Raw genomic sequence first — 24,033 nt, forward strand, 5'->3', positions numbered from 1 at the left:
TATTCAATGCCCGTCGTTAACGTTTTATTTATACAATTTCAAAGCTCGTGAACCTATGAATAAAGCCGAACGTTTCAAAAGTAAAAAATGCGGAAGCTTGCCTCGGAGGTACGGGTAAGCCGTCGCTTCGCTAGTCTTCCCTCGCCCCTTTTTCCGCAGGCGTCACCGCATTTTTTGCTTCAAGTTAAAACAAACAATGAAGAAATAAATATAAATAATCGTTCGTTCAACTCAGTTTTATCTACTTATAAATTTGACTCCATTGCATTCAAAAAACGCTATAAGCCATTGGATTTTCAAAAAATCACCCGAGCTTATAGCGCTTTTTTCAAATATTAAACTTGATCTACTGGCTCTAACGGTTCTTTTGGCTTACGCACAAGCGCCATGATACCTGCAATTAAATAGAGGATTAATGGCACTGCAGGAAGAATAAACGCTACTAATAAGAAGCTCGTCGCTCCATAAAAAATCGCCGATCCTAAAAACAAAATACTAGCAACGATTGGCTTCTTTTTCACCATCACGACCGCTACAATACCAGCGATTGCCGGGATAAGAGATCCTGCCGTTAACAATCCGAAGTTCACCATTTCAATCATTTCTAACATTTCATTTGCTTGCTCTTCATTTAATGGGTCTTGACCAGGTTCTAGTAACTCACTATTTTCATTTGTTGCTTCTAAAACAATTTCCTCAAATAATCCCTGATCAGCACCAACTGCTAACGCACCCAAAAATAATGTACCTAGAAAAAACAAAACAATGCCTATAATACCAAGAACTCTTTCGCCTGTTCGTTTAATCACTTTCATCTCTCCTTTTTCAATCCCCTTGCTTATGTATGATACAAATTATACTTTTATGATCGTATCATAATTCTTCAATTGTTTACAGAAAAAACCTGCCGATAAACGACAGGTTTTTTCACACTGTTAAGACGAGCGCTTCGCCCATTGGCGTTTTTGACCGCCTTTTGGCTGATCGCTTCTGCTACGCTTCTGATTAAAAGCGTTGCGACGATCTTTGCTTCGTCCATCACGACGACGGTTTCCACCGTTTCCACCGTTTCCACCACGACCATCATGACGCTTTTTCGAACGAAGCGGTGCTTCACTTGTTAGTGCTACAGGCGTTTCATTCGGCTCTTTTGTTAAAAGCTTCAGTGCTGCTGATAAGGCAGTCACTGCATCTGTTTCTTGTAATATTTCTTTTGCTTCCACACGGTAATGGTCCTGATCGCCTTCCGTCGTTAACTCACGAAGCTGGTTGAGTACAAGTTGTTTCTGTCCAGCTAACGCTTCATCATACGTAGGTTTCGGACGCGCCGTCATACGCTTTTTCGAAACTTTTTCAATTAACTTCACGTGGTCACGCTCTGGCTTCGTTGAAAGGGTAATCGCAATACCTGATCTCCCAGCACGACCTGTACGTCCAATTCTGTGTACGTAGCTCTCAGGATCCTGTGGTAAATCAAAGTTAAATACGTGTGTTACGCCGCTAATATCGAGTCCACGTGCAGCCACATCTGTTGCAACTAAGATGTCAATTAAGCCACTCTTAAATTTACGCAAGACGCTGTTACGCTTCGCTTGATTTAAATCACCATGTAAGCCCTCTGCACGGTAGCCACGCTTGATAAGTGCTTCTGAAAGCTCATCTACACGACGCTTCGTACGACCAAAAACGATTGATAGTTCAGGTGTTTCTAAGTCAAGTAAACGACAGAACACATCGAACTTCTCACGCTCGTGCACTTCAACATACTGCTGAGCAATGTTTTCCATTGTTACTTCTTTTGCTTTAACCGCAATACGTTTCGGGTTTTTCATAAATTTGCTTGCTAGTGACTCCATACGGCGAGGCATTGTCGCTGAAAACAGAAGCGTTTGTCTTGTATCTTGTGGCGTTTCCGCTAAGATCGTTTCAATATCTTCAATGAAGCCCATGTTTAGCATTTCGTCTGCTTCGTCAAGCACAACCGTCTCAATCGTTTGCAAACGAACCGTACCTCTACGCATATGGTCCATTAAACGTCCTGGCGTTGCAACAATGACATGCGGCTTTGCTTTTAATGCGCGAATTTGCTTCCCAAAATCTTCTCCACCGTATACAACAACGGTACGAACCCCTTTTTCACGTCCAAACTGGCGAACAGACTGTTCTACTTGGTTCGCAAGTTCACGAGTAGGTGCTAGCACAAGTCCTTGTAAAACTGGTTGCGATGCATCAATACGATCCACCATCGGAATTCCGAATGCGCCTGTCTTTCCTGTTCCGGTTTGCGCTTGCCCGATGACGTCCTCACCGTCTTTTACAAGTTCTATTGTTTGCTGTTGAATAGGCGTAGGCTCTGTGAAGCCCATATTTGTGATGGCTTGAACAACACGTGTGTCCAGACCAAATTGATCAAACTGTGTCAAGTGTTAAAAACTCCTCATATTTTTAAATTTAAGCGCCTTAAACGCATCGAAAAGGCTGTCTTGATGCAAAAAGCCAGTGAAGTCGGCTCGCTTTGAACATCGAGACAGCCTTAAAGCTCTCTTGATTGCTTAAAATCTACAACTATACATCATAGGCGCTCATCTGTACTCAAGCAAATATCTTACCATACTATTTAAATATCCGCAATAGCTGCTTTCCTTTTAACAGTCAACATTCATCCACTGACTGACTTACGTATCGCTCGTACCAGCGGTCCCTACACTTAGTTTAACCAATTTAAAAAAATAATAACACGGTTTTTTCTGCCCAATGGCTACCCATACATCTTACGACCAGCATGGACTTTACCACATTCGCCGCCTCTTGCTGCAGTTACCAACTGCGTCCGCTCATAAAAGAAAGCATGCGCTACGGCAGCGCATGCTTATTATGTTCTTATGAACTAGGGACTTCTTCACCATTTAAAAAGGCTCTGAATGTCTCTGGCGGCTGGTTTCCAACAACACGACGGACTTCTTCACCATTTTCAAACGCAATTAACGTAGGCGTTGATTGGATGTTATACGTTGCTGAATCGTATTCTAGCACGTTGTATTGGTCAACCGTTATCTCTTCATCACCTGCAACATCCATTAAAACCGGTGTCGCTTCTTTACAATAGCTACACACAGGAGAAAAGAAATAAACAATGGCATCTTCGCCATTTGCAAGTTTTTCTTCTAAATCGTCCGGCATAATAATATTTTGATAGTTTGGATCATCAAGCTGATCAATCGTTGCTGAATCCAAATCATCTGTGTCGTACTGTGTATTATTTTCAAGCTGCTGACTTTGCCCCATATTCTGTATCACAATCAAAATAATAAAAACGGCAACAACAGCGCCACCAATCCAAAGTAATTTCTTCACGCAACTTCCTCCTTACGCTTTTTAATCGTGTATAGACTTGTAATAAAAATAAGAATAAATGCGGTTCCTGCAAGAAATGGAATCGTAATAAATCCTAACCAGTTTATATATTCTCCTGAACAAGAGACAAGGCCACAACCAAGCACATCATCTTCATTTACCGGAAGCTTTTGAATAGCGTAATGGTAAATAGAAATGACCATACCAATTCCTGATAAAATAGCTGAATAGATGGCGACGCCTGTATCTTTACGAATAATACCGACTCCAATTAGAAGAACAAGTGGATACATAAAAATTCGCTGGTACCAACAAAGCGCACAAGGCTCGAATCCTTTAATTTCAGAAAAATAAAGCGATCCAAGTGTTGCGACGAGCGATACAAGCCATGCAAACAAAAGACTGTTTTCAATCTTCTTACTCACAAACATTTCGCCTCCCACGAACCAAACTTTCGTACAATTGTACTCCAATTAAAGCTACTATAACATGTCAATATCTCGAACATTCGATTAGAATTCTCTTTCCTCTCCTGTTTTTCTTCTGTTTCATGTCTAAAAATTGCCAGACTGGTCAATTGTAATAAGAGAAAAAACTTTGGAGGCTCGAATATGAGTGAAATGAAACAACCATTAACATCCATTTGGCAACTGTCTTCTCACGATAAGCCTTACCCCCATTTAACCCAAGATATCGACGTTGATATCGCTATTGTCGGCGGTGGTATAACCGGTTTAACCTCAGCTTATTTACTTGCTGAATCTGGAAAACAAGTGGCGGTTCTAGATGCCACATCATTCGGACGAGGTACCACAGGTCATAGCACAGCCAAGTTAACCGTTCAACACGATTTTATTTACGATGAACTTCTTTCTCATGTAGGAAAAGAAAAAGCACAGCAATACTACCAATCTCAAAACGATGCACTTGCTTACGTACGTAAGCTTGTGAAAGACAAGCAAATAGAGTGCGGATTCTCAGATGAAGACACCTACCTTTATGCAACCACACATCACGGCGAACACCGGTTAAAGCGTGAAAAAAAGGCATATGAACAGTTAGCCATCCCACACGAATGGGTGACAGAACTACCAATCAATCTTACCATACGTGCAGCTTTAAAAGTACCAAATCAAGCGCAGTTTCACCCACTCGCATACATATCCTTCCTATGCGATGAGTTAAACAAAAAAGGTGCCCAACTGTTTGAACACACCGTTTGTCAAAAAGTGAGTCATGACAACGGTTCCGCTATCGTACACACGAAAGACGGTCATACGGTCACTGCCAAAAAAGTCATTGCTGCTACACATTTTCCGTTCATTGATGGCGGCGGGCTTTATATGACACGATTAAAAGCGGACCGCTCATACGTTGTTGCTGGCACAACGAGTGAAGCTTGGGCTGGTGGCATGTACCTGAGTGCTGAACAGCCAAAACGATCGCTTCGTAGCGCAGAAATGAATGGAAAAACCTACATTCTAGTAGGAGGGGATCACCACAAAGCCGGACAAGGAATGGATGCTCGAAATCATTACGACGCCTTGCGCACTTTTGCAGATGAACAATTTAGCAATTTTACAGCCGAACAGGAGTGGTCTGCACAGGATTTAACGACTCTAGATAATATTCCATACATTGGACCACTCTCCTCCTTACAAAAGAATGTATTTATCGCAACTGGCTATCGAAAATGGGGGATGACAGGTGGCATATGCGCAGCACAAGTACTCACTGATTTAATTGTCGATGGAAATAGCCTGTATTCAGACTTATACAAACCAATGCGCTTCCATTCCGACCCAAGCATTAAACATTTTCTGACTGAAAACGCAGACGTTGCCAAACACTTGATACAAGGGAAAGTACAAAATGATTATGAAGACGTCACTGAACTAGAAAATGGTCAAGGAGCAGTTGTTAAACACGACGGCAAACGAGCTGGAGCGTTTAAAGATGAGCGAGGGAACCTTCACCTAGTTGATACAACTTGTACCCATATGGGGTGCGAATGCAACTGGAATCATGCCGACCTCACATGGGATTGCCCATGCCACGGCTCCCGCTTTTCCTATAAAGGAGAGGTCATTGAAGGCCCCGCAAAGGAACCACTTAAAAAACTAGATTAAGCTGTGTTGCCATAAGCACACAGTTTTTTCTTTTTTGCTTTTATTTACAGCCAAAGAAGGGTATGGAAAACTACAACTAAAAAGGAAGGTGTTCTAAATGGCCATTGGCGCTATAATGCTATCATTACTATACTGGATTTGGATGATCGCCTTGGCGATTACCGTCATTGCAGTAGGTGTTTACGTTGGCATGCAGACCCATTACCGAAAAGTTAAAAAGATCGAAGCGCAAGAGCGCCACACATCACGTTTGCGTGAAAGGTGAGGAAACGAAAAGTTGAAATAAGAAAACGGCTGCTTAGCTTGTCGATAAAGTTTCATAGGAGTGTTAATTTTGGAAACGCGTATTTACATGATAAGACATTGTGAATCACCAAAACTGGGTGGTAGTGAAGAACGAAGAGGTCTAACTCGAAAAGGAAAAATTGATGCGAGTAAGTTAACTACATTGTTAGGGAATGAAGATATAGAGATTTTTATTTCAAGTCCTTATACTCGTGCTCTTCTTTCAATAGAGGAATTAGCTACTGAATCTGGAAAGGAAGTACTACTATGCGAAAACTTTAAAGAGTGTACATTTTCAAAAGGTGACAAAATTGTACCTAATGAGCAAGTTTACCCTCTTGTAAAAAAAATGTTTTTAAACCATGATTACGCAATATTAGGCGGCGAAACGTATAATCAGTGTCTAGACAGAGCTATATTTGAATTGGAAAGAGTACTAAGAAACTTTAAAGGAAAAAGAATTGCGATTAGTACTCATGGATTTGTTATGACAATAATGATTCGCTATTTTATTAAAAATATCGGTTTTGACTTTCTAATGGAGACTACAAAGCCCGATGTCTTTCTATTAACATTCGATGGAGTGACAGTAACTGAGTTTACTAGAATTTGGCGAGGAGTTTAATTGAGTGGTAACTGTTTTCAAAAAATTATTAAATTTATTTTTGGTCTAGTCTCACATAAACGATTCCAGTTATTGGTTCATGAGGCATGATAGAATAGTTTTATCACAAATGAAAGGTTGGATTAGATGAGAAAGTTCTTGGTTTTATCTTTTGCATGCGGCTTTTTAGTTGCTTGCGGGGGCAATGCAAGCGAAGAAACAAGCAGCGACAATGAAGAGCAGTCCAATTCTACTGTTCATGAATCAGAGGAAGAAGAGGTTACAAACAATTCAAATCAAGCAGACTCACAAACAACGACCGAAGGTGATGAGAAAGAACCTACAGATACATCAAATGAAGAGCTTAGTGAGAGCGAATTGGAAGCGCTTCGAATTCCAACCGTACCGATGGAGTCCCCTTACGACGATGATGGGAACATTAAACACGCGCATACTCAAATTGAGATTGTAGATGAGTATATGGACGAGGACGGTCGTATTTATTTTGGTTTAGACGAAGATCCGGTACGAAACATTACAAACCCAGAAGACGAGAATATCGTCCATGTCACCAATTATTCAGATGTTTTTATAAATATAGTAGAAGCAGAGGCTTTTCAACTGGATGAGGACTTGCGTGAAGAAGCCTACAAATTCGTCATGCTTTCACCGCCACAAGAGCTTGAAGGAAAAGATCCCTCAGAATACCGAACATGGGAGGAAGCCACAAACTTAGAAAGAGGCGTCATGCAAATGATTTACCTCACCACTGCACCTATTCATAACATAGACTATATTGTTCACGAAGATCTGTATAACCATGATGCCCTCCCCATTCTATTAGAAGAATTTGAAAAGCTTGGCTCTCCGATGGTTCTCTTCCCTGCACCTCAAACGGTGAATGACATGCAATTATTTGAACTTATACAAGTACTGCATCAAATGTGGGGACAATTAGGGCAATTCGAAAACCCAGCAGAGAATAAAGAAGAATTCGAAGAGCTTTACTTTCAAGTTAGACAAGAAACGAACGACTTAATTGTCCGAATGAATTTCTTACTGAGTGAAGAGATGTAAGACAACGACTCATGTATTGTCGCTCGCTTTTTACATATATCGAGTTTTCTTTTTCATCGTAAGTTAAAATCTTCGAGTAGGAATCAAAAAGGGGGTTTTGCTTTTGATGAGGAATAGAAAAGAAAGAAGGGGGTTTTCAATATATGTCTTTACTATCGCGGAACAACTTCTTGATCGTTCGAAATTCAGTAAAAAAATCATTTAAAAAGCTTGATTGCACTGGGGCTGCCCTTATGATTCTACACAATAATGAGCTAGTTGTAGAAGAATACTGGGGAACACACTCTAAACAAGAGAACGCTCGATTAATTCAAGCAGATTCAAAGTTCCACCTTGCATCATGTAGAAAAAGTTACATAGGCTTTGCAGTTGCTTATGCTGCTCATCATGGTTATATTCAATCTATTGATGAAGAAATCACTTGTTATCTTCCTACTTCACAACAAAAAGCTGTGTTTGAAGGAACGACGATTCGTCACCTATTAACGCATTCACATGGTTTAATACAACGAAATAACCAGATAGATCGTGAATTTCCAGCTGGCACTGGGTGGGCATATCGAGGAATCAATATTGAATTATTATCTAAAATCGTTAACTATACTACAGGGAAAACAATTGCAGCTATTGTAAATGATGAAGTTTTTCGACCATTAAACCTAACAGAAACAAATTGGTATAATCAATTTGACAACACTTTCGTAGAAGTCATACGTAAACCTAAAGATAAAAACTGGTCCGCAAATGAGCATATAGATGGCAGTAAAATGAATATGTATGCTTCTGTTCGTGAACTAGCAACATGGGGACAATTGCATTTGAATAAAGGAGTTGTAAAAGGGAAACAACTTGTAAACCCTAACATACTTGAATTAGCTACATCGTTGCAAAGTCCAAGGTTTAAAAATCAAGATTTCCCTCAAAATGGCTTTTTGTGGTTTGTCAAAGACTCTTCAGCAAAACATTCAGAAATAGGTCCATTAGTACCTAAAGGGGCGTTTCAGATTCTAGGGTATACGGGTGTTACCTTACTAGTTATACCGGAAAAGAAGATTGTGGCTGTACGAGCATTTAATAGTTTTGGGTCCCCTGAAGGATATCATTACTTGGAGGATGTTAGAGATTTCGGAAATGCTATTATGCAATCCTTCAATTGATAAAACAAAACCAGCTAAGCCCGATTGACGTTTCCGTTCAATCGGGTTTATTATGGCTGCTCTTTTAATTCATTACAAACCGACCATAGCCCATTCATGGATTTCGAAACCTCTTGCTCCTTTCAATACATAGGGATCGTTCTGAACAATCTCTTTCACTTCTTCTAAAGAACTTACTTGATAGATAACCAATCCACCGGTTCCATCAACAAAAGGACCGTTTACAAAAATCTTGCCTTCATCTCTTTTTTGCTCTAGATAATCAAGATGCTGCGGTCGATATTTTTGACTTTTTTCCAAATCAAGTAAAGGTAAAAACACCGCATAGTAAATCATCCGTATTCGTCCTCCTTCTTTATGATTTAGTAAATTGATTATTCCATATTAATGAATAAATGTATATCCATTCTCTTCAAGGGTTTTTTCAATATTTTTTGCAAGCGTACTATCTTTCCAATTGCCACTTTGTATGATTTCCATTGATTCATTCTCATTTTTAATTAACGTTTCAACTTTTGCCAAGATACCTTCAGCCTCTAAAGGTGGAATAACTACAATGCCATCTTCATCCCCTAGTATGATGTCTCCTGGATGTACAACCTGCCCCCCACAAGAAATATCTACATTTACTTCACCGGGTCCATTTTTATAAGGTCCTCTTCCTGTTACACCGGCAGCAAACACAGGGAAATCTTCCTGTTGAAGGTAATCAACATCACGAATACACCCATCAACAACGAATCCGGCAATGTTCTTACTTTTTGCAATCGAATACATAATATCTCCACATATACTATGATTCATATCTCTTCCAGCCTCAACTACAATGACATCACCAGGCTGCGCCATAAGGAGTGCTTGGTGAAATAACATATTATCAGCAATGGATGCTTTGACAGTTAAAGCCTGACCTAATAGCCTTTTTTGTTTGCCGAATGGCTTGATATAGGCATTCATGCTATACAACCGTTCCATACAATCAGATACATTTGCTGAAGGATATTCCCTAAAGCGATCCACTAAAGCCGGATTCAAATTCTCTCTATTTGTGTAAATTCGCTTCCCTACGCTCATAAACATTCTCCTTTTTAAAGAACACTATAATTTGGTTTTTTATCCCTCAATACAAGAAGCACTTCGTTCACTACGGTAGACCCCATAAGAGCCATTGCTTCATGGGTGTTGGCTCCAATATGAGGTGTAGCAACAAAATTATCCAAGCTTAAAAGCTTGTTCTCACTCGTTGGTGGTTCTTTTACAAAAACATCACTTGCTGCAGCGTAAATATGTTTATGAATTAAAGCGTTATATAGAGCTTCCTCGTCCACTACTCCACCCCTAGATGTGTTGATAAGAATCGCACTTGGTTTCATTAATTGAAGCTTCGATTCATTAATTAGGTGCTTGGTATTCTCCGTCAATGGAACACTAATCGAAACGAAGTCGGATGAAGTCATCAATAAATCTAAATCAACTTTTTGAATACCTAATTGATCACACTCTTCTTTAGAAATGTATGGATCATAGGCAAGGACTTCCATATTAAATCCTTGTTTTGCAATCGTAGCTGCTATTCTACTAATTTTTCCCGCACCCACAATACCAAATGTTTTTTTACTTAATTGATACCCCGTTAGTTCTTTTGGCGCGATTGTTTTATTTTTGTCTTGCTTTCCTCTTTCGAAGCTCAAACTCACATTACGAGCCATGTTCATGGCTAACGCAATAATTAATTCACCTACAGATTGAATATTCGCTTGTGGGGTGTATACAACGTTGATGCCATATTCTTTTGCTGCTTTAATGTCAATCGAATCGTACCCAACACCATGTTTTCCAATGACTTTTAAGTTTTTTGCTTTAGCAATCATGTCCCGAGTGACTTTTTCAGCTCTAATGATCATACCGTCAACAACATCAATCTCATTAACATCCTGTGTAATGGTACAATATTCTTCAAGTGTTTTAATTGCGTTTTCGTCAATATGCTCCGTTAAGAGAATTTTAAATGGTTTCACCTGTACACCTCGTCATCTTGATAGCGTTATCATTGTATTAAGTTTATCTAGTTCGTTTATTAATGTAAAATAGGTATTAAGCTTATTAAATAACACTAAATATGTTATAAGGTGGTCTGTTATGAATTTAAATTTTATAGAAACATTTTTAGCTGTTGTTAAAAAGAAGTCATTAAGTGCGGCAGCAAAAGAGCTCCACATCGCACAAACCACCATTAGCCAAAGACTTATGATCGCTGAGACCGAATTAGGATTTAAGTTAATAGAACGAGGAAAAGGTGTTAAAGAAATTAAGCTAACGCCTGCTGGAGAAGAATTCCTGAGATTAGCAGAACAATGGGATCACATTGATAAAGAAATGGATTTATTAAAGAAACGTGGTCCTAAATCGGTCTTAAGCGTAGGTTCAGTTGATAGCTTCAATACTTTTTTTCTTCCAGAAGTTTATAAAGAGATTAGTACCCTTACTTCTTCCTTATTTTTATCAACGCATACCTTACATTCAAAAGAACTCTACGATGAAATTGAAAACCGTTCCATTGATGTGGGCTTTTCTCTAGCCATTAGAAACAGCCCAAACGTCAATGTAAGTAAATATTTTGAATCACCACTTGTTGTTATAAGTGCGAAGAAATACCTAGGTGGGAAAAGTTTAAACATTAGCGAGCTAGATTCAAAATATGAACTCTATATGCCATGGGGAGAAGACTATAGAAGGTGGCACGAATATTGGTGTGGGGAAATGATTCACCAGCAGTTCAAATTAGATAACATGAACATCCTACTCGGTGTACTGGAAAACTCAAAATATTGGGCGGTTGTTCCTGAATGGATAGCCCATAAGATCGCTATGGAAAGAAAGCTATATAGTTATCAGTTGGAAAACAATCCGCCACCCTATATTTGTTATCAATTAACTCACAAAAAACCGTTCATCTCTAAAAAACATTCTCTTGAGCTATTTACTTATGTGTCTAAAAAAAACCTTGAAGAAACGAACATTCACAGATAAAACAACACCCCCTGTCACAAAACAGGGGGTGTTTACTAAACTACGTTGCAGATAATAAACTCATAACGACAATGGTGAGAACGCCACCTATTCTCGTGGTAATCTGAAGAAATGGAAAGAGCTGCATTCGTTCACTTGCTTTTAACACTGCTACATCTCCTACTCCACCCATGTCTGCTAAAGCCAATCCTGAGATAATGGACGATTCCACGAAGTAGAAACCAATAATCCACCCTGCAAAACCTGCAATGGTTGCAATAATCACCACGACCATTACCGTTACAAACATATTTGTTGGATTCGTTATTAAATCTAGTACACGATTTACGTCTATTAGGCTGGCACTTATCGCTACAAGGACGGCAGGAACCCATACTCTACTAATAAAATTAAACCACACTTCGGCCCCACTATTAATTTGATTCGGTAGCAAGTTCGTCAGTTTTAAAATGGCAGCTAAAACAATTAACCATACAAAGGTATGGAAGAAAGGAAAAAGCCCGTTTAGTAGGACACCTGACATGTAAAGACCGCCAGCTACCATTATGCCTATTCCTATATTTTTAATGGATTCAACTAAACGATTTCCTTCTTCCACTTTAAAAGAATCGTTTTTTACTCTTAATGGATTACCATTTCCTGAGAAACCTTTAAAAGGTGTTTTCTTTCTTTTTCCGAGGAAATTAAGAATGGATGCTAATAAAATACAAATAATATTGGAGACCATGACGGCAGGTGCTAGAATATCAAAGAAATCAGAAGGTACACCACCCATGTTGTCTGCATATATTTGCGATAATGGAATGGCACCCGTCGTTAAACCACTTGCCATAATGGGAGCGACAATCAATAATATTGTGTATTTAAAACCTAAACCAAATAACTGACCTAATAACCCACCTACTAATGCACCTAATAAAATGGTTGTCATAAGAGGAATAAGCATCTTCAAACCAACTGTAATTAGAACTTCTCTTTTAATACTTAAAATACTCCCAACAATTAATCCAGCTACGATAAAATCTTGAAATCCAAATCCACTATAAAAATTTTGAGCAATCTCTGACATTGATTCTGGCAAGACCCCAACAAATATGAGCACCGCAGGTAAAAAAATGCAGAGTAATGTGCCTCCCCCAAACTCTGAAAACTTAGGAATCGAATCTCCAATCCATAGAAACAGCCCACCTAATCCCATGGTAATCATTAATCCTGTAATAATATTTATTGGTAAAATATTTAAATACAAACAAAGAATTGCCGGAATCAATAGAGCCAAATATAAAGGCAACCTTATACCATAGATCTCATCCGTTAAGAATCGATTCCGTCCTGTTTCTTTTAATTTCAAATCACTCATTCCATATTCCTCCTGATTGATAGCGCTTTCTTTATTGATAACTTATTCTAAGGATAATATTATTTTTCTTATTGTAAAGTAGCAAATTCACCTATTAAATAGCATAAATGTAGATATTAAATGGATTTATTCCACTCTACGTATTCATGCTCAGAACCAAAAAAGCAGCCCTAATGGCTGCTCCCCATGCCTATCATGGTAATATTTACCTCTCAGCCTTTTAGATCATTGCTCCTGTTAATAGGTTCTTGTTTGGAGATAGTCAGATTCATCACAACTATAACTACACGAACAGGGTTCTAACAAGTAAGCAACCACAAGAAAGTATCCTAAGCGCCTATTTTTACATCAAAAAAAGACTGGAGCCTTTTACAAGGTGCAGTCTTTGATAAATTGAATATTAGTGACCAGCCACAGGTTGTACATATATTTCAATGTCACCATTTGCTACTGATTGATTTGGTGCCGGGGACACGGCAATTACTCCAACCATCATCAAAGCTATTAGAAATTTCTTCAATCTGATCCAACTCCTAACGTTAACGATTTTTGTTTGGCACTGCAGGAATGTACAGGTACATTGTGAGCTTTAAATCATTTTGTTTTAGTAACCACCAACTGGTTGGGTATGTGTATCAATTTCTCCATCAACTAAAGCTTGGCTTGCTGTTGGAGATACAACAATTATTCCTATTACAGTCATTGCTATCAACCATTTCTTCAATCCAAACCAACTCCTAACGTTAGCGTTTTTTGTTTCACACGATAGGCACGCTTCATTAAATTAAGCGCTCTTTCCACATCATGCTGTTCATGAAAAATAACTGATAACTCTAGAGAGAGCTCTTCACATGTATATAACATATTCTGTTCTTCTAATAAGTTCAAATCTTTTTCAATGCCCTCATAATCTATTTCTAAAAATAATTTCTTCAAAATACTGCATTTTATTAAAAACTCTTCGTTATTATGCTTTTTCAATTCACGGATCGCTCTTTCAAGCTCTTTTTTCGCTTCTTCCTTAATTCCTAACATAAAAAGAGCTCTAGCTAAACAGTAACGAGCTTGTGCCGTCACAGAATAATCTTGAAAATCTTTAGACAAGGTGTTTTGCTCAAGAAATTTTTTAGCACTAGTATAATCTTTTTCACGATAAGCATTTATTCCCATTGTGAAGATAACCAGATGCTTTGAATAGGGAAATCCTTCACTCAATAAAAGGTTCTCATCAAGAATTTCTTTTGCCTCTTCATGCATATCTGATATTGAATAAATACCTGCTAAGATGTTAGTTGAAAAGATAATTCGCTCTGTATACCCTAATCGCTTAAACGTAACAATGGCTTCTTCTAAGTATGAGCAGGCGTAAGCATTGTGATTTATTCTCATTAGTGCCATGCCCATGAAATATTGAAATTCAGCCTCTTCTGCCTCATCTTTCACATATTCAAGCAATCGCTCGGCTTTACGAAATAAGCGAATGGCAGAACGATAGCGATGGTGCATAAACTCATGTTGACCGCTTACAAAATAGTACATATACCTTAACAGATGGTCAAGTGATTCACTTACTGCTGGGGACACACGTTCGATCATCTCGTCTCCAGCTTTTTCATCAGTCGTTTGATCTCTCATCATCGTATACCGGTACTCTACAAGCGAATAATAAGCCAAAATGCTGTCACTAGGCTCCATCCTTTTTAGCATTTGCTTAATTTCCTCATGTAATAGAATGGCTTCATCTGTTGATCGTGCAATAATGCAACTATACCATTCTACAATTTTGGCACCGACTTCCTCTGATGGTATCGTTATTTGCATCCTACCACCTCCTTTTTGTTATTATGGTTCTATTTTACTGGTAAAATAGAACAAATGTAAGATAAGTTAGATATTTCCCAATATACATTTTGTTAATTTTTGTAACTATTTATGTTAATCTGCTCTTCTACTTTTTCTATTCGTCAAGTTTCTACAGAATCCCTGTTTTTTCTATACATTCGTATCTGACAGAAGATTGACTCACAAAATTTAGTGAAGAATTTTTCAGTCAATTTTTGTATAAATAAGGAAATACCCAATCATGATCATCGTCTTATGTTCGTACTCGCCGTGCTAAACTGCCGGAACTCCTTTATCACTCCTCCATTTTACTTTTACCCCTTCGTTATTTGTATTTTTTTTTTATAGTTTTTGCTGTTGTCTTCACTCTCTACGAAATTTTAATTCATTTTCATGAAACTTCATCCCCTACTTGAGGCGTATATAAAGTAGACTTAGGTAAAGGAGGAATTTATATGGAGCTCACAACGATTTACTTCACAATCCTTCTAGTTAGTGGTGGGTTGACCGTTTTATATGTCTTGTTGTCAGATATATTGGATGGCATTTTTGACATCTTTGATGGCTGGCTCTCACCGACGTTAATCCTTTCTACACTTGCTTTCTTTGGTGCTTCTGCTTACATATTGGAGCGATTTTCACCGTTTGATAGCCTTGTAGCCGGTCTTATTGCTGCTGCAATTGCGTTAGGTTTGGCGACATTATTTAATTTGTTTATTTTGACGCCTTTGCAGCATACAGAAGAGTCTGTTGCTTATAGTGATGAGGACTTGGAAGGAAAGCAAGGCGAGGTGATCTTGACGGTTCCAGCAGATGGTTTCGGAGAGGTTGTCATTCGTAGCGACAGCGGAACCATTGCGAAAACAGCGGCCTGTCTGGATAATCAAGTTATTCCATCAGGTACTGAAGTTGTCATTGTCAAGATGGAGAATGGGATTGCCTATGTCACGATGTTGGCACTCGATGATCTTTAATTTTTAAGGGGGAATTGTTTTGGGTATGGAAATTATTATTATTGTTGGAATTGTCGTTGTCATTCTAGCTGTACTTGTAGGGGTGTTTGTTACAAGATACCGCACGGCAGGACCAGATGAAGCACTTATTGTAACAGGAAGTTATTTAGGTGGTAAAAATGTAAACATGGACGATGCAGGTAACCGTATCAAAATCGTTCGTGGTGGCGGTACGTTTGTTATGCCGGTTTTTCAACAAGCAAAGCCATTGTCATTGCTATCAAGTAAATTGGATGTACAAACACCTGAAGTGTACACAGAGCAAGGCGTTCCGGTTATTGCCGATGGTACAGCCATTATTAAAATCGGTGGTTCCATTGGTGAAATCGCAACAGCAGCAGAGCAATTTTTAGGAAAATCAAGAGAAGATCGGGAACAAGAAGCGAAAGAAGTGCTAGAAGGTCATCTTCGTTCGATTCTCGGTTCTATGACAGTAGAAGAGATTTACAAAAACCGTGAGCGCTTTTCTCAAGAGGTACAAAAAGTGGCTTCACAAGATTTAGCAAAAATGGGTCTTGTCATTGTTTCCTTTACCATTAAAGATTTACGAGATACGAATGGATACTTAGAATCTCTTGGTAAGCCAAGAATTGCGCAAGTAAAACGTGACGCAGATATTGCCACAGCGGAAGCAGAAAAAGAAACGCGTATTCGCCAAGCGGATGCGAACACGCAAGCGAAACGTTCTGAAATTGAGCGGGCTACAGAAATTGCTGAATCAGAAAAGAATAATCAGTTAAAAGTAGCGGCTTATCGTAGTGAGCAAGAACAAGCGAAAGCCCAAGCTGACCAAGCGTACCACTTACAAGAAGCACGCTCGAAACAAGAAGTAACTGAACAACAAATGCAAATTCAAATTATCGAGCGTCAAAAGCAAATTGAATTAGAAGAAAAAGAAATTGCGCGTCGTGAGCGTCAATATGATGCAGAAGTGAAAAAGAAAGCCGATGCGGATCGTTACTCTGTTGAACAATCAGCGGAAGCAGAGAAAAGCAGACACTTCGCAGAAGCCGATGCAGATAAATACCGTGTGGAAGCGATGGCAAAAGCGGAAGCAGAGAAAGTTCGTGTTGATGGTCTTGCCGAAGCCGAAGCGGTTCGTGCCCGCGGGGAATCAGAAGCGGATGTTATTCGTCTGAAAGGTCTTGCCGAAGCAGAGGCAAAAGAAAAGATTGCCGAAGCATTCGAGAAATACGGCGAAGCAGCCAAGCTTAGCATGATTATCGACATGCTACCTGAGTACGCAAGAGAAGTTTCTTCTCCATTATCAAATATTGATAAAATTACCGTTGTGGATACTGGATCTGGTGAAAATGGTGGTGCGAATCGTGTCACTGGTTACGCAACAGATCTCATGGCTGGCTTGCAAGAATCATTAAAGGCATCTAGCGGCATTGATATTAAAGAGCTTGTTGAAAATATATCGAAAAAATAATGTTGAAAACCGCCTCTTCTTAACAGAAAGGCGGTTTCTTTCACTTAAAGTCCAGATAGACCAAGCGCTTCAAGCATTTTTTTCGGAACATCGGTGTTGTCCATTGTGCCGTTGAACGACTCTGCTCCTGCCCCATAAGCGAAAAGTGGTACATCAATACCAGTGTGATCGTAGGAAGACCAACCAAAGCCTGTCTTCTCGCTGATTGCCCCGTTAATGGCAAGCTTTAACGATTCCGCTTCTTTTAAGTCATCCATTTCTTCTTCCGTCCATTCAAACGATGTTTTCTCTTTAAGAACGTCCTCTAGATTAGCGTAATCATGGGTAACTGCTTCAGCAATATCCATACCTAATGCATGGACTTGGTTTAACATCGTTGGGTGTGCTTCTTCAGAGGCATGAACAGCCATTCCACCTGTATCGTGATCGCCTACCATGACAACTAACGTATCTTCATGGGTGTCTGCATAGTCTACCGCTATCTTTACGGCTTCTTCAAAGGCTTCTGTATCCGTCATCGCATAGAGAGGATCGTTGTCGTGACCAGCCCAGTCAATTTGGCTGCCTTCCACCATTAAGAAGAACCCCTCCTCCTCTTTTGATAAGAAATCAATGGCTGTGTGCGTCATCTCCGCTAGGCTTGGCTCGTCCGTTCGTTGGTTAAGAGACGGCTCTAATGCTTCCTCTGCAAATAATCCGAGTACTTTATCACCTTCGCCCTCCCATTGCCTAAGCTGTCTTCGGGTTTCTAAGTATGTATAGCCACTTTCCTCTGCATATGTGATTAAGTTTCGATCATCGTCACGAATACCACCTTCGCTCTCCGGTAAAAATTCGGTTCTCCCCCCACCGAATAGTAAATCAACGTTTTCGTTTTCCATCATTTGTTTCGCAATCTCTGTGTAGCTTCCTCGAGATTCTACTTTTGCTGCGAAGGCAGCGGGCGTGGCATGGGTAATCGTTGATGTTGCTACTAGACCTGTACGTTTTCCATTTTCCTTTGCTCTATCGAGGATGGTCGGGAATGACTCGCCATCTGGCCCTAACCCGATCACACCATTATCTGTTTTATGACCTGTTGCTAAAGCTGTTCCTGCTGCAGCAGAATCTGTAATGGCCGCATTATTAGACCCCGTTTTTACCATAGCAGCAAGCATGTCTTTTTCATCCCATATCGGAAGAGCATCTTCTTTATAGAACCTGTAGCTGCTTGCATAACTTTGGGAGAAACCATCGGGTATTAAGAAAATGACATTTTTAGCGGGTCCGTTACTTGGTATACTTCCATCGTCACTAGCAGAAACACCTGTTGTTGTAGCGATTAATCCGATTGTCACTGCGCCAACTAAACCGTATGTAATGAACTGTTTTTTCATTCGTCATCCGCCCCTTGTTCAATTTTTTTCCTACACCTTAACCTTATAGGAAAATTGTAAAGCGAACATTGTGCTTCGATGAAGGTTTATAAACGAAATGTAAACGACAAAAAAAGCCCACCGATGTGAAACGGTGGACTGCGACCTACTTCTCTTTATTTAAGCCCAATTTCGCTAATTGGTCTGCTAGTGCAGAGTTTGCAAAATCGTCTTGCTTGTTTTGTTTCTTCATATAATTATTTACTTCACGCTTCGAAACATTTTTGTTTTTACTTTGTTTACGGCGTTCCTCAAATTGAGCTTTCTTTTCTCGATGGCCACACACACAAGCGAAAACTTGAGCATCTCCTTGCCCTCGTAGTTCCAGTTTCTTTTTACATTTCGGACAGCGTGCATTTGTTGTCATCGCAATATTTTTGCGGTAGCCGCATTCACGATCTTGGCAGACACGCATTTTGCCTTTTTTCCCGTTCACTTCAAGCAAGAATTTACCACACTCTGGACACTTCTCTCCAGTTTTGTTGTCATGACGGAACTTGGTTGTGTCGGCTTTTACTTGTCCAACAACAGAATGAGCATATTTCTTCATGTCGGCAATAAACGCACTCTTCTGCTCTTTCCCTTGCACAATTTTCTCTAGACGTTGCTCCCATTCAGCGGTTAGTGCTGGCGACTTGAGCTCTTCTGGTACAAGATCAAGCAGCTGCTTCCCTTTTGACGTCACAAAAAGGTCTTTGCCTTTTTTCTCAATTAAGAAGCTAGAAAAGAGCTTCTCAATGATATCTGCTCGAGTTGCTACCGTACCAATTCCACCTGCTTCCGCAAGTGTTTTAGAGATCGTTGCATCCTTTTCTTCCATAAATTGAGCTGGCTTTTCCATTGCTGTCAACAAGGTTGCTTCATTAAAACGGGCAGGTGGCGTTGTTTCGCCTCGCTTTAGTTCTGTATGATTGACCGACAGCTTCTCCCCTTCTGTTAATTTAGGGAGCTTGCTTTCTTTTGCTTGATCCTCATCTTCATTTTGACGCCAGCCAAGAGAAATCATTCGCTCTCCTTTTGTACGGAGTGCTTCGCTTGCAATCTCTGCTTCTACAACCGTTTGCTCTGATTCACTTGCCGGGAAAAAGTTTGCTAAAAAGCGTCGCACAATCAAGTAATAAAGCTTCGTTTCTTTATCATTCATAGCGCTTATTGGTGGTGCTTGTTCGGTTGGAATTAACGCGTGGTGATCCGATACTTTCGCATCGTTAACCATTTGTTTTTTCGCATGATGTACACCTAGCTTTGATGCTTCAAGCACTGTTTTGCGGAATGGCTGCACATCAATGGCTTTTAAACGGTCTTTGAATGTATCAACAAGATCAGAAGAAAGAAAGCGCGAATCGGTTCTTGGGTACGTGACCGCTTTATGCTGTTCGTACAGCTTCTGCAAAGCACCGAGGGTTTCTTTTGCTGAGTAACCGTAACGTTTATTCGCTTCACGCTGCAACTCTGTTAAATCGTAGAGCTGAGGTGCAGGGGTAAATTTTTTCTTCGCTTTCACGCTTGTAATAGCGATGGCTTTTCCTTTTATCCTCTCTTTCAAGGCTTTCGCTGCTTCTTCATCGAAAATCCGCTCATCACCAGATTTTCGATTATACCAGCGAAACGTTGCGCCAGCGTCCACACTTACTTGCAGCGTGTGATAAGGCACCGGCTTAAAGGATTGAATGGCTTTTTCTCGTGCCGCCAGAATCGCCAGGGTTGGCGTCTGCACACGACCACAAGAGAGCTGGGCATTATGCTTTGTTGTGAGCGCACGGGTACCGTTAATACCTACATACCAGTCGGCTTCTGCTCGGGCTTCCGCTGCGGCAAATAAGTTTTCATACTCGCGACCATCTTTTAGCTTCTTAAAGCCGTCTTTTATCGCTTTATCTGTAACAGATGAAATCCATAATCGCTTGATTGGCTTTTTTACATGGGCTTTTGCAAGAATCCAACGAGCTACAAGCTCTCCTTCTCTTCCTGCATCCGTTGCGATAATCACTTCCCCAACATCTTGACGATTCAGTACTTTTTTCACGGTATGAAATTGCTTAGAGGTTTGTTTAATGACAACGAGATCAAGGCGCTTTGGTAGCATTGGTAGCTCCTCTAACCGCCACGTTTTATACTGTTCTCCGTAATGCTCAGGATCAGCATGCGTGACAAGATGCCCTAGTCCCCACGTCACAATAACGTCTTTGCCTTCAAAAAATCCGTTTCCTTTTTGGTTTGCGCCTAGAACGCGGGCAATGTCGCGACCAACAGACGGCTTTTCTGCTAAAATTGCTTTTTTCTTCATCTAATCACCCTTTTTTATTTACGTACTTGTATCATTAAGACCTTTAAATAGCTTCCTTTTGGGTAGGCACGGGTTGTTGCAAAGTCTGCTGGTACCCGGTGCTCTTCTACCACCTCATAGTGAACACCCGTCGCTTCAAACGCCTCTTCTACAAAACGCTTAAATTGCTTCGTTGAAACAGTTGCAGCATTGGTAGAAGCGATAATCACACCGTCTTTACTTACTAACGGAATGGCTTCTTCTAAAAGCTTCGAATAGTCTTTTGCTGCACGGAACGTTATCTTTTTAGACCGTGCAAAGCTTGGTGGGTCTAACACGATTAAGTCATATTCTAGCTCTTTCTTTTTCGCATAAGAAAAGTAGCGAAACGCATCCATTACAACGATACGCTGTTCTGTTGGATCGAGTCCATTCACCGCAAATTGTTCTTCTGTTTTTTCCCTACTGCGGTTGGCTAGATCAACACTTGTTGTTTCACTTGCGCCTCCCATTGCCGCTGCAACTGAAAACGCACCAGTGTAGGAAAAAAGATTTAATACACGTTTTCCAACAGCATAATGATCCATAATTCGTTTACGCACGAGACGTTGATCTAAAAAGATTCCAGTCATTGGACCATCATTCAAGTAAGTAGCATATGTGATTCCATTCTCTTTAATAAGAAGCGGAAACTCGCCTCGTTTTCCTTCCACGTAATCGTCTTCACCTGTATAAGAACCATCTTCTGCGAATCGCTTCTTTTCATATATGCCTTCATAAGACATTAGCTTCCTAACACTGTCTAACACCCATTCTCGAAACGTATAAATACCCTCACTATACCAAGTAATGACAATGTAACCAGCATAATAATCGATTTGTAATCCACCTATTCCATCACCTTCACTATTAAATAAACGAAAAGCTGTCGTATCTTCTGACCGAAAATAAGCCTGACGTTTTTCAATAGCCTTTGTCAGCTTTCCCTTAAAAAAAGCAAGATCAATTGGCTCTTGTTCATCCGTTGATAGAACCCAACCGTTTCCTACATTTTGCTTACCAACATACGCCTTGGCAATAAAACGATTTGATTGATCCTCTATGGTTAAAAGTGTCCCTTCTTGCAAGTCTTCTGTTGAAAACCAGTCTTTTTCAAGAAGAGGATAGCCGTTCTTTAGTTGTTTGGAGACTTTCTCATTTACTACTTGTTTGCTTTCCGTACGATTGTGCATGCTTTCACCTCAACAGTAGTATAGCATATCGTTTTTTCAACAGTGAAATGAGCTAGGTACGAGTATTTAAGGAGCGAGCAGATGAAATCCCTATCTATTTATTTATAAAAAGCGCATAATAAAAAAAAAGCTCCTTAGGAGTGATGACATGTATAAACTGATCTGCACAATAAACGGAATAACGAAAACCCTTAAAGACGTAAATCGCGATGAAGTGGTCATTTTCAACGATTTATTTGAAGCTGAACTGTACGCAGAGCAATTAAATAAAGATCGCTCCTATTCCTGTCATTGGGTACCCGAACCACTATCACCATAACAAATGTGAAGAACCTTTGACTTTTGCTTTTAATGATCTGAAAATGTTCTCCTCCCCCACATATTGTCCAGAAAGATTGCTATACTAGAGAAGGAAGGTGGGATAAGAATGTTTAAATGGGTTAGCTATATTGAGGGGATTTCTTTACTATTATTGCTTTTCCTTGCGATGCCGCTCAAGTATATCTGGAACATTCCAGAGTTTGTCAGCGTGATTGGCATGGCGCATGGTGTACTCTTTATTATGTACATGCTTTTCGTTGCAAATTTCTTCTTTAGTAAACAGTGGAATTTAAAAACATCGATTTTTGCTACACTTGCATCAATCGTACCATTCGGACCATTTATTTTGGAGAAACGCATCATTAACCAAAACGAACGCCCTCCAGCTGTTTAATAGGCTTGGGGCTTTTTTTATAGGAATGGGACAGCTACTAATTCTATTTTGCATTGAGACTTTTTTGATTCTTATGACCTATTTATTGGATGTTTCATTCAAAATTGTCGAGGGTACTTAAGTACACAGGAGGCGATATCAATGAAACCTGTATACAGAGAATTTTATAACGATGAAGAAGTCGTGAATGTAGTGAAGGCATTAAAGCAAAAGAACATCATGGAAGACGACATTTACGTTATCACCCACGATGATGATCGTACAGATCGTGTGGCTGATAATGCAGACGCTAATACGATTACAGCATCCGAAACAGGTCTTGGTACATCCATAAAGAACACGTTCCGCAGTAAAGGGGACGAGCTTCGTTCGAAGTTTGAGGAAATAGGATTCTCCGAGCCTGAAGCAGAACAGCTCGAAGAAGAACTAGACCAAGGAAAAATCATAGTCGCTGTTACAAACCAAAATGAAAGCTTTACATTTTAATGATCTGATTAACAGCCGCCCTCTTCACTAGAGATGCGGCTGTTTTCGTGTTTTAATAGAGAAAGGAGAGGAGGGCTGCGCTACATGAGTGATCTCATAAAGAAGCAATTTTTGCAATGGTTTGTCCATCATCATTATTTAAAACATCGTGGCGCACGAGCGCTTCTTGTTCACATTCAGTCGTCACCACATTTGTTAGCCAAACTACGGTTTACGGAAACAATTGATCCAAAGAGACGAACACTCATTGTTGCGAGTACCCAGTCGGATGAAATTGGATTCCAATACGTGAACCAAGGCAAAAAGACCGAGGATGTTGCAAAAGCACTTGACGACATCACGACTCATCCCTCAAGCCCCATTCACCTTATTGTTCATTTTTATGGACGTGACATTCATCACACGTATCGCCAGCTTGTTGAGACACCCGTTCATAAATCCTACCGTCAATACAAACAAAATCAAAAAGACGAGCAAGAAACAAACGCGTTTCTTCAGTATATCGATGCGGAAAATGAACGATCTCGTTTGCGATCAGCTATTGACAAAGCCCTTGATGATCGTAATCATGATGAATTCGCCAGGCTTTCTAAAGAGTTGCGTCAGCTCCAAGAAAAGCAAGCCCAATAAAAA

23 protein-coding genes are annotated in these 24,033 nt (G+C 39.9%); 11 read left to right on the forward strand and 12 right to left on the reverse strand.

Features of this window, described 5'->3' with window-relative positions:
- Positions 1–335: 335 nt before the first annotated feature.
- The 4 genes from PQ477_RS06610 to PQ477_RS06625 form a co-directional block, all read right to left on the reverse strand.
- On the reverse strand, positions 336–809 hold the full coding sequence (locus PQ477_RS06610; RefSeq protein WP_274273212.1) for a DUF4064 domain-containing protein: 474 nt from the start codon (positions 807–809) through the stop codon (positions 336–338).
- 126 nt (positions 810–935) lie between these two features.
- On the reverse strand, positions 936–2,423 hold the full coding sequence (gene cshA, locus PQ477_RS06615) for a degradosome RNA helicase CshA (RefSeq protein ID WP_274273213.1): 1,488 nt from the start codon (positions 2,421–2,423) through the stop codon (positions 936–938).
- Between the two features lie 457 nt (positions 2,424–2,880).
- On the reverse strand, positions 2,881–3,354 hold the full coding sequence (locus PQ477_RS06620) for a thioredoxin family protein (protein ID WP_035396491.1): 474 nt from the start codon (positions 3,352–3,354) through the stop codon (positions 2,881–2,883).
- Positions 3,351–3,779 (reverse strand): disulfide oxidoreductase, encoded by a 429-nt coding sequence (locus PQ477_RS06625; protein ID WP_035396518.1) that lies wholly within the window; start codon positions 3,777–3,779, stop codon positions 3,351–3,353. Before PQ477_RS06625 ends, PQ477_RS06620 begins: the two co-directional genes overlap by 4 nt.
- A 186-nt stretch (positions 3,780–3,965) precedes the next feature.
- Here PQ477_RS06625 and PQ477_RS06630 point away from each other — a divergent pair, with 186 nt between their 5' ends.
- From PQ477_RS06630 to PQ477_RS06645, 4 genes are all read left to right on the forward strand, one after another.
- Complete coding sequence (locus PQ477_RS06630) at positions 3,966–5,483, forward strand: FAD-dependent oxidoreductase (RefSeq protein ID WP_274273214.1); 1,518 nt, start codon at positions 3,966–3,968, stop codon at positions 5,481–5,483.
- Positions 5,484–5,817: 334 nt separating this feature from the next.
- Positions 5,818–6,393, forward strand: a complete 576-nt coding sequence (locus tag PQ477_RS06635) for a histidine phosphatase family protein (RefSeq protein WP_274273215.1) — start codon at positions 5,818–5,820, stop codon at positions 6,391–6,393.
- Between the two features lie 126 nt (positions 6,394–6,519).
- The gene (locus PQ477_RS06640) at positions 6,520–7,449 is read left to right on the forward strand and encodes a hypothetical protein (RefSeq protein WP_274273216.1); all 930 of its coding nucleotides are present in this window, start codon (positions 6,520–6,522) and stop codon (positions 7,447–7,449) included.
- Between the two features lie 143 nt (positions 7,450–7,592).
- Complete coding sequence (locus PQ477_RS06645; RefSeq protein WP_274273217.1) at positions 7,593–8,606, forward strand: serine hydrolase domain-containing protein; 1,014 nt, start codon at positions 7,593–7,595, stop codon at positions 8,604–8,606.
- Between the two features lie 72 nt (positions 8,607–8,678).
- Here PQ477_RS06645 and PQ477_RS06650 read toward each other — a convergent pair whose 3' ends face one another.
- Genes PQ477_RS06650 through PQ477_RS06660 form a run of 3 tightly spaced genes read right to left on the reverse strand, consistent with a single transcriptional unit; the run spans position 8,679 to position 10,624 of the window.
- Positions 8,679–8,942: a YciI family protein gene (locus PQ477_RS06650; protein WP_035396483.1), complete on the reverse strand. Its 264-nt coding sequence runs from the start codon at positions 8,940–8,942 to the stop codon at positions 8,679–8,681.
- 48 nt (positions 8,943–8,990) lie between these two features.
- Entirely contained in the window at positions 8,991–9,680 is a 690-nt protein-coding gene (locus PQ477_RS06655; protein WP_274273218.1) for an RraA family protein, read from the reverse strand.
- Between the two features lie 14 nt (positions 9,681–9,694).
- Positions 9,695–10,624: a hydroxyacid dehydrogenase gene (locus PQ477_RS06660; protein WP_274273219.1), complete on the reverse strand. Its 930-nt coding sequence runs from the start codon at positions 10,622–10,624 to the stop codon at positions 9,695–9,697.
- A gap of 121 nt (positions 10,625–10,745) precedes the next feature.
- Between PQ477_RS06660 and PQ477_RS06665 the strand changes: the two genes are divergently transcribed.
- Positions 10,746–11,636 carry a LysR family transcriptional regulator gene (locus PQ477_RS06665; RefSeq protein WP_274273220.1) on the forward strand — a complete coding sequence of 297 codons (891 nt, stop codon included), beginning with the start codon at positions 10,746–10,748 and terminating at the stop codon, positions 11,634–11,636.
- Positions 11,637–11,676: 40 nt separating this feature from the next.
- On the opposite strand, the gene PQ477_RS06670 is transcribed toward PQ477_RS06665, so the two are convergent.
- Both PQ477_RS06670 and PQ477_RS06675 read right to left on the reverse strand, forming a co-directional pair.
- Positions 11,677–12,996 carry a 2-hydroxycarboxylate transporter family protein gene (locus PQ477_RS06670; RefSeq protein WP_051667688.1) on the reverse strand — a complete coding sequence of 440 codons (1,320 nt, stop codon included), beginning with the start codon at positions 12,994–12,996 and terminating at the stop codon, positions 11,677–11,679.
- Positions 12,997–13,716: 720 nt separating this feature from the next.
- Positions 13,717–14,817, reverse strand: a complete 1,101-nt coding sequence (locus tag PQ477_RS06675; protein ID WP_274273221.1) for a response regulator aspartate phosphatase — start codon at positions 14,815–14,817, stop codon at positions 13,717–13,719.
- 476 nt (positions 14,818–15,293) lie between these two features.
- Between PQ477_RS06675 and PQ477_RS06680 the strand changes: the two genes are divergently transcribed.
- Both PQ477_RS06680 and floT read left to right on the forward strand, forming a co-directional pair.
- On the forward strand, positions 15,294–15,812 hold the full coding sequence (locus PQ477_RS06680; protein WP_134260045.1) for an NfeD family membrane protein: 519 nt from the start codon (positions 15,294–15,296) through the stop codon (positions 15,810–15,812).
- A gap of 19 nt (positions 15,813–15,831) precedes the next feature.
- Positions 15,832–17,286, forward strand: a complete 1,455-nt coding sequence (gene floT, locus PQ477_RS06685; RefSeq protein ID WP_038484289.1) for a flotillin lipid rafts scaffold protein FloT — start codon at positions 15,832–15,834, stop codon at positions 17,284–17,286.
- A gap of 44 nt (positions 17,287–17,330) precedes the next feature.
- Here floT and PQ477_RS06690 read toward each other — a convergent pair whose 3' ends face one another.
- From PQ477_RS06690 to PQ477_RS06700, 3 genes are all read right to left on the reverse strand, one after another.
- On the reverse strand, positions 17,331–18,662 hold the full coding sequence (locus PQ477_RS06690; RefSeq protein WP_274273222.1) for an alkaline phosphatase: 1,332 nt from the start codon (positions 18,660–18,662) through the stop codon (positions 17,331–17,333).
- 145 nt (positions 18,663–18,807) lie between these two features.
- Positions 18,808–20,988, reverse strand: coding sequence for a DNA topoisomerase III (locus PQ477_RS06695; RefSeq protein WP_274273223.1), 2,181 nt, complete (start codon positions 20,986–20,988; stop codon positions 18,808–18,810).
- 14 nt (positions 20,989–21,002) lie between these two features.
- A complete protein-coding gene (locus PQ477_RS06700) occupies positions 21,003–22,199 on the reverse strand; it encodes a class I SAM-dependent rRNA methyltransferase (RefSeq protein WP_274273224.1) in 1,197 nt (398 codons plus the stop codon).
- A 148-nt stretch (positions 22,200–22,347) separates the two neighbouring features.
- On the opposite strand from PQ477_RS06700, the gene PQ477_RS06705 reads away from it, so the two are divergent.
- The 4 genes from PQ477_RS06705 (at position 22,348) to PQ477_RS06720 (ending at position 24,030) form a co-directional block, all read left to right on the forward strand.
- Positions 22,348–22,518: a hypothetical protein gene (locus PQ477_RS06705; protein ID WP_158332021.1), complete on the forward strand. Its 171-nt coding sequence runs from the start codon at positions 22,348–22,350 to the stop codon at positions 22,516–22,518.
- 108 nt (positions 22,519–22,626) lie between these two features.
- Positions 22,627–22,914, forward strand: coding sequence for a DUF3817 domain-containing protein (locus tag PQ477_RS06710; RefSeq protein ID WP_060704402.1), 288 nt, complete (start codon positions 22,627–22,629; stop codon positions 22,912–22,914).
- A gap of 141 nt (positions 22,915–23,055) precedes the next feature.
- The gene (locus PQ477_RS06715; protein WP_060704401.1) at positions 23,056–23,400 is read left to right on the forward strand and encodes a YflT domain-containing protein; all 345 of its coding nucleotides are present in this window, start codon (positions 23,056–23,058) and stop codon (positions 23,398–23,400) included.
- Between the two features lie 84 nt (positions 23,401–23,484).
- Positions 23,485–24,030 (forward strand): YpiB family protein, encoded by a 546-nt coding sequence (locus PQ477_RS06720; protein WP_035396470.1) that lies wholly within the window; start codon positions 23,485–23,487, stop codon positions 24,028–24,030.
- The last annotated feature ends 3 nt before the right edge of the window (positions 24,031–24,033 follow it).

The sequence above is a fragment of the Shouchella hunanensis genome, assembly GCF_028735875.1.
GTDB lineage: Bacteria > Bacillota > Bacilli > Bacillales > Bacillaceae_D > Shouchella > Shouchella hunanensis.